At 25.9% G+C, this 5,377-nt stretch carries 7 protein-coding genes; all 7 read left to right on the forward strand.

The genetic code is table 11. The annotated features are described in order from the left end of the window. A partial coding sequence (locus tag V6137_RS20450; RefSeq protein WP_425449799.1) for a thioredoxin domain-containing protein occupies positions 1-296 on the forward strand: 296 nt, incomplete at its 5' end. Between the two features lie 57 nt (positions 297-353). Next, complete coding sequence (locus tag V6137_RS20455; protein ID WP_425449800.1) at positions 354-563, forward strand: hypothetical protein; 210 nt, start codon at positions 354-356, stop codon at positions 561-563. Positions 564-683: 120 nt separating this feature from the next. Next, positions 684-2,015 (forward strand): hypothetical protein, encoded by a 1,332-nt coding sequence (locus V6137_RS20460; RefSeq protein WP_425449801.1) that lies wholly within the window; start codon positions 684-686, stop codon positions 2,013-2,015. 354 nt (positions 2,016-2,369) lie between these two features. Continuing rightward, a complete protein-coding gene (locus V6137_RS20465) occupies positions 2,370-2,576 on the forward strand; it encodes a hypothetical protein (RefSeq protein ID WP_425449802.1) in 207 nt (68 codons plus the stop codon). Between the two features lie 335 nt (positions 2,577-2,911). Continuing rightward, positions 2,912-3,307, forward strand: coding sequence for a TlpA disulfide reductase family protein (locus V6137_RS20470; RefSeq protein ID WP_425449803.1), 396 nt, complete (start codon positions 2,912-2,914; stop codon positions 3,305-3,307). Positions 3,308-3,391: 84 nt separating this feature from the next. Next, the gene (locus tag V6137_RS20475) at positions 3,392-3,574 is read left to right on the forward strand and encodes a hypothetical protein (RefSeq protein ID WP_425449804.1); all 183 of its coding nucleotides are present in this window, start codon (positions 3,392-3,394) and stop codon (positions 3,572-3,574) included. A gap of 155 nt (positions 3,575-3,729) precedes the next feature. After that, a complete protein-coding gene (locus V6137_RS20480) occupies positions 3,730-5,052 on the forward strand; it encodes an extracellular solute-binding protein (protein WP_425449805.1) in 1,323 nt (440 codons plus the stop codon). Positions 5,053-5,377: the final 325 nt, after the last annotated feature.

Raw genomic sequence — 5,377 nt, forward strand, 5'->3', positions numbered from 1 at the left:
TAAAGGAACTTGAGTTTATCGATAAATCATATAAAGAAAATGAATTGAAAAAGAAACCTATATTAATAACAGCTAGTAAAAAACATATAGTTGATAAGTTTATAAAAGATAAGGATATACCATTTGAGTATTATTTTATAACAGAAAAAGAGCTAGATAAAAAAATAGGAGTAGGTAGTATACCATTAAGTTTTGTAATTGATAAAGAGGGTAATGTTAAAATGGGTAAAAATGGATGGAGTAGTGATAAGTCATTTCAAAAAGAATTAATTGAAAAGGTTAATTCATTTAACTAGGTAATAATTTTTAGGTGGGGAATGCTAGGAAAATAAATTTAAATGGAAGTATGTAAATTGAAGAATAAGAAAAAAGTAGTAGTTTTATTTTTAGCAGTTGTAACAATGTTAATGGTTGTTGGTAATGTGGCTTTTGCTAGTGAGGTAGTGTATTATGAAGATTGTGAACCTAAGACTGGAGGAAAAGAGTATTGTTGCAAGAAAAAAGCAGTTGAAACTCCTAGTGGTGGTCGTTATGTAGAAACATTAGGTTGTTACTACAAATAGAAATTACATTATTATGGTTTTCAACATAAAAATATAATAGTATAATTAGTTTTTAGCGTTTTCCACCTAGTATAATTATAATAAAAAAGTACTAGTGTAGTAAAAAAAAGGAGAGCAAAAATGAAAAAAATATTGATAGTTATCATGTGTATAATACTAGCCATAAATTTAATTGGATGTGATAGTGATAAAGAGGAGACTATAAATAAAGATTTGGCTGGAGATAAAAAAGAAATAACTATAGTGGTAAAATCATCTAAAGTACATCCAGTTTTAAGAGCATATAAACAAGTTTTTGAAACGGAGAATAATGTAGAAGTGAAATTTGAAGAAATAAAGTCTCCAACAGAAGAAGAGTATTTAAAAAGATTAAATACAAAACTTTATTTAGATAATGGACCTACCTTGATAATGATAGGGAGAGAGGATAATTATAATAGATATGTAGAAGCAGGTATAGCATTGGAAGTTAAAGATAAAATCTCTAATCTAGAAAAGTTATATGATGGTTTTAAAAGTGAAAGTGTTTATTATGTTCCAATAGCTATGCTTTATCTACCTATTGCATTGAATTTAGAATACTTAGATTATGTGAATATGGATAAGCCTAATTTGGATTGGGGAAAAGAAGAATATATAAAGATAAAAAATGAATGGTTAAAAAAAGAATCGAGGCCATTTAGTTATAGAGAATATTTAGATATAGTAAAGAGTCCTCTTGAAGATTTGGATATTTTTAATGAAAATATAAACTTTATAAATATAAATACAGATAAAGTAAAGAAATATATTAGAAAAGCTAAAAGAAGTATATTTTCAGATAATTATATCTTAAAAAAAGGTTATAGCTATGATAAATATAGCAGGTTTGATAACTATGATAATAGTAAAGAAATATATAAACTATTAGACTTTAATAGAGAAATAAACAGTAGATTATTAAGTTTTGATTTAGGAGAAAATGGTTTAAAAATTAGGGATTTATTTGAGACAAATATAAGTGAATTATTGGTGTTACCAGATATAATGAAAGATCAATATCAAATAGAGACATGGGGATTTATAGTAAATAGAAACGGAAAAAATATTGAGCTAGGATATAAATTTATAAACGGGCTTTTAAAAAATCAACAACAAATTAATATATATACAGATACATCACATTCAGATTTTCCTGTTAATAAAGATATTGAAGAAGAAATAAGAAAGGTAGAAAAAGAAAGAGAAATAGAAGATAGATTTATAGAATTGAAAGAATACATATTAGATAAATTTAATAATAGAGAGTATAAAGTTATGAATAGTCAAGATGGCAAAAAAGTAGAGTTTTATGACATGTTAGAAGAAGATTTAGTTAAAATTATATTTGATGAAAAGGAATACTCAGATGAGGAGTTAAGTAGAAAGTTACAGAAATTAGAGGATAAGTATAATATGTGGTTGACGGAATAGTTTTTTTAATTAAGAGTTAAGAGTTAACGACTAAGAATGTAAAGAAAGTTTAAGCTTAAGGGGAGATGTTATTCTAAGTGGACAATGTATAGTTAAGGGGATTGTGATCCATAGGTTTGTAAAATATTATATTGTAAATTAGATTTAGATAAATTAGGCTTTAAGTTATTAATTTTCAAGGAACATTGTAAATATAAAAAGTTAAATAAATTAAGAAAAAAGATTACACAAGTGATAGAGGTAAATAATATCTGGTTTTTTATTATATTTTAGGATTAAATAACTTAAAAAACATAAATTTACTTGGATAATAATTTTAGGTGGAAATGCTAAATAGAAATGGAGGAGTTATGTATGAAAAAGACAAGAAGTATAATTTTATTTTTGGCTATTGTAACAATATCATTAGTATTTAGTAATATTGTTCTTGCCAATTCACCAAAACAAACATGGTTGGAATGTAATGAAAGGGGAGGAGAAACTATTTGTTGTAGAAAAATCAGAAGGTGTATAGAGCCGGGTGATTGTTGGGTTGATATAATAGACTGCTATAGAAAATAAGAAATATTACAATATGAGTTTGTGATTTTATATTAAATTAGCATTTCTGCCTAACTTTAAATGGTATATATTATGTACAATTACCCCATGGAATTATAAAATTTTTTACAAATATAAAGTGAAATATATTTATAATAACAGCCTTAGCTTTTTTACTGGGATTTATAATATCCTTTACCGAGTTTTATGTACAGGACAAATTTATCTCCCAACAATAGTCTCAATGATTCAAACTGGGGATAAAGGCATTTATAATGTACAAGCTATATTTAGATTAATAATATACAATATAGGCTTTGTAATACCACTTATTGTAATATGTCTATTTACATACTTTGGACAAAGAATCCTTGATATCTCAGAAGTATTTAGAAGAGGTAGTAAAAGAAGAGAATACATTCTTAATATTCTTTTCACCTAGCTGTGAAGCCTGTGTAAAGGAACTTGAATTTATTAATAAATCATATAAAGAAAATGAATTGAAAAAGAAACCTATACTAATAACAGCTAGTGAAGAACATATAGTTGATAAGTTTATAAAAGATAAGGATATACCATTTGAGTATTATTTTATAACAGAAGAAGAGCTAGATAAAAAAATAGGAGTAGGTAGTATACCATTAAGTTTTGTAATTGATAAAGAGGGCAATGTAAATATGGGGAAAAATGGATGGAGTAGTGATAAGTCATTTCAAAAAGAATTAATTGAAAAGGTTAATTCATTTAACTAGGTAATAATTTTTAGGTAGGGAATGCTAGGAAAATAAATTTAAACGGAGGTATGTAAATTGAAGAATAAGAAAAAAGTTTTAGTAATGTTACTTGCTATAGTAACAATGTTAATGGTTGTTGGTAATGTGGCTTTTGCAGCTCATGTTTTTTATGAGGAAAGACCTGGTTCACCGGATGGACATCGTAGATGCAAGTGGAAAATAACTTGTACTTCACACAATGAAGATGATTGTACTGAGGAATTAATGTATTGCTACAATGTATAAAGTTTACTAAAAATATGTTTTTTAAATATTATATTTTTCAAAGGTTATAAATAAAATTTTAGTATTTCCTATCTAATATTAGTATAATCTCCGTTAAAAATTATAAAAATGTATTTTAGGAATTTATTTACTTAAAGTATAGAAGGAGAAGAAAAATGAAAAGAATAATAATATCGATTATTTTTATAATATTGATTTACAGTCTATTTGGATGTCACGATGGTGGAGGGAAAATTGCAAATGGAAAAGATAAAAAAAAAGAACTTATAATAATAACATGGGGTGAAGCTCATCCAGTTTGCGATATGTATAAACAAGTTTTTGAAGAAGAATATAATGTTAAGGTTAATTACGAAAAAATTGAAACCTCAAGCTATGAAGAATATTTAAAGAAACTACATACAAAATTATATTTAGAAAATGGGCCCACTTTGTTGTTTATAGAAAATAGAGATATGTATCAAAAATATATTGATAGAGGTATAGCTGTAGATGTTACTAGCAAAATACCTAATATTGCTAAGCTTTATAATGGTTTTAATAAGGAAAAAGTATATTATGTACCAGTAGGTATGGATTATTGGCCGATAGAACTAAATAGGAAATATTTAAAAAAAATAGGAGTTAAAGAGCCTAAACTAAATTGGACTAGAGAAGACTATTTAAATTTAAAAAGAAAATGGTCAGAGTGTGAACCTAGACCATTTAGTTATAGAGAGTATCTAGATATAGTAAAATATCCTCTTGAAAACTTAAATATCATATATGGTGATAATACTACTATAAATATAACTAATGATAAAATTAAAAATTATATTAAACATGCTAAAGGGCAAATATATTCTGGGAGGTATATATTAAATCCTGATTATAAATATGAAATGTATACAGAGTATGGACAAGATTATAGTAATAAAGAAACTACGAAACTGATGAACTTTAATAATGATATATGCCATGAAGTCTTAAATTTAACTGGAATTGAAAATGGATTACATATCACGGACATGTTGGGAAAAGAAGAAAAAAATGTATTATTACTACCAGATGTAATGAGGAATAGTTATCAAATAAATACATGGGGTTTTCTTGTGAATAGGAATGGTAAAAATACTGAATTAGGTTATAAATTCATAAATGGTCTTTTAGAAGATGAGCAGCAAATTAATATATATAGGGATATGAGTTATGCTGACTTCCCAGTTATTAAGGGGATTGAAGAACAAATAGGAAAAATAGAAAAAGAAAGAGAAATAGAAGATAGATTTATAAAACTAAAGGAATATATACTAGATAAATTTAATAAAGGAGAATATAAAGTCTATAATAGTCAAGGTAGTAAAAAAGTAGAGTTTTATAACATGTTAGAAGAAGATTTAGTTGAAATTATATTTGATGAAAAGGAATACTCAGATGAAGAGTTAAGTAGGAAGCTACAGAAGTTAGAAGATAAGTACAATATGTGGTTGACGGAATGATTTTTTGAAATCAGAGGAAAGTGGAGAAGGGAGAGAGGAGAGATAATGTAGGACTAGGCATGCCTAGTCCCTTTTTAGTGCCATAAAATAAGAAGGATAAGATATAGTTTCTTGTTGAGGCATATATTATTGTATAAACAATTTAATACCAATATATGGTTGAGAATAGGCTAGGGTACATGTATAATATAAGTATACATACAAATAAATGTAAAATAACCAAATGAGGAGATGAATAATAAAAAATATTAATATTAGGTATTAAATATTATTTAAGTATAAAAAAAGGTATTATGGAAAAGTATCATTACAATTACCCCTATTT

It is taken from the genome of Dethiothermospora halolimnae, assembly GCF_037577855.1.
In the GTDB taxonomy this organism is placed as follows: Bacteria; Bacillota; Clostridia; order Tissierellales; family VENL01; genus Dethiothermospora; species Dethiothermospora halolimnae.